Source organism: Escherichia sp. 94.0001, assembly GCF_013369155.2.
In the GTDB taxonomy this organism is placed as follows: domain Bacteria; phylum Pseudomonadota; class Gammaproteobacteria; order Enterobacterales; family Enterobacteriaceae; genus Escherichia; species Escherichia coli_F.
In genome coordinates this window covers 1-1,260 of the sequence record NZ_JABWMS020000175.1, presented here as the reverse complement: position 1 = coordinate 1,260, position 1,260 = coordinate 1, and the positions used below count along the sequence as shown (strand labels likewise).

Here is a 1,260-nt window from a genome sequence, read left to right as displayed (position 1 = left end):
GGGATATATAGAAAATTAAAGTATTTTATTGGCTTCGGTTAACTGATCTATAACCAGTGCCAGATTGGTAAACATTTTGAAATGTCGATACTGGCTCGGAATATCATTTTCAAAGACGAAGGATTCAAGGTTATTGTCTGAAAAATAAAGGACAAGTGTTGCTGATTCGTCAGGGGAAATATGGAAATATATCTGGTTACCAGACGGAGGATTGTCCAGAAGAAGAGCATCTTTGCCCGTCACATACCTGTTATGGTCGTGGACGCTACGCTCACACTTCATCAGAGGTGTCATGATACTCATGTATTCATCTGATGTTAATATATTAAAATCGCCATTCATTTTAAAGAAACGATAAAGTATCAGTACATCCTCTAGCGTAACCGGTTGGTTTGTTTTTAGAGGGAAATAAGTGGGAACCAGAAGATGAGGTTCTAATCTATTTTGTTGGGCGCTATAACTGAATTTAAACATAAATTCCGGATCGCTCATCAATTTAGAAACATAATTATGCCTGGCTTCAAAGATTTTAATTTTTACCAGGTTAAATAAATCTGGTTCTTCATCCTGTATTAAAAGACATTGGCCATAACAGAAAGGTTTTTTTTCATTATAAGCAGAAACGGTTATTCTGTCAGGAGTGTCAACGTTATATCCAAAAGCCAGATAGTTACCCTCCTCATCGCGATCTGTTTCCAGGTTATTTAAATTCATCACATTAAGTGTTTTCAATGCTGATTCAATGAGCTGTTGACCCTCTGAGGTAAATGTTTTGCGCTGCGTTGTATAAAGTGTATCGATACCAACGACTATCCGATGTGGGTCAAGGATGGCGGCAATCATCTTTATTACCTGCACAGTCACGGGTGATGTCATTGATTCGTTATCTGTTTTTAGAGGATCATTAGATGGCCAACCTGAGAAGCGATTGACAGCCGAACCGATATTATCAGGACTCATAGCAGCAACCTCATTGTAATCAAGCGAGGCGCTGAGTGTACCCGGCTATAGAAAAACTAACTTGCAAAAATCGCTCATTTTTCGTTTATCAGGCGAAAGTTGCCTGTGTTCATGCAGACACAGTCGCCTCTGTTAAGCGATATCTCTCTCATCGATACTTATTGGTGATTATTACAAATGAAACAATAACATAACGGGCTTACGGCCGGTGCTCATAAAGGCAACAATCAATTAACTTTGATAAAAATATGTTATGTAAAATAGCAACAAATTGGCTAATCTAATCAATTGGTATTATAA

At 37.9% G+C, this 1,260-nt stretch carries 1 protein-coding gene; it reads right to left on the bottom strand.

The window, feature by feature from the left end:
• Nucleotides 1-15: 15 nt before the first annotated feature.
• Nucleotides 16-960: a hypothetical protein gene (locus HEN33_RS25020; protein ID WP_183083516.1), complete on the bottom strand. Its 945-nt coding sequence runs from the start codon at nt 958-960 to the stop codon at nt 16-18.
• Between the last annotated feature and the right edge of the window lie 300 nt (nt 961-1,260).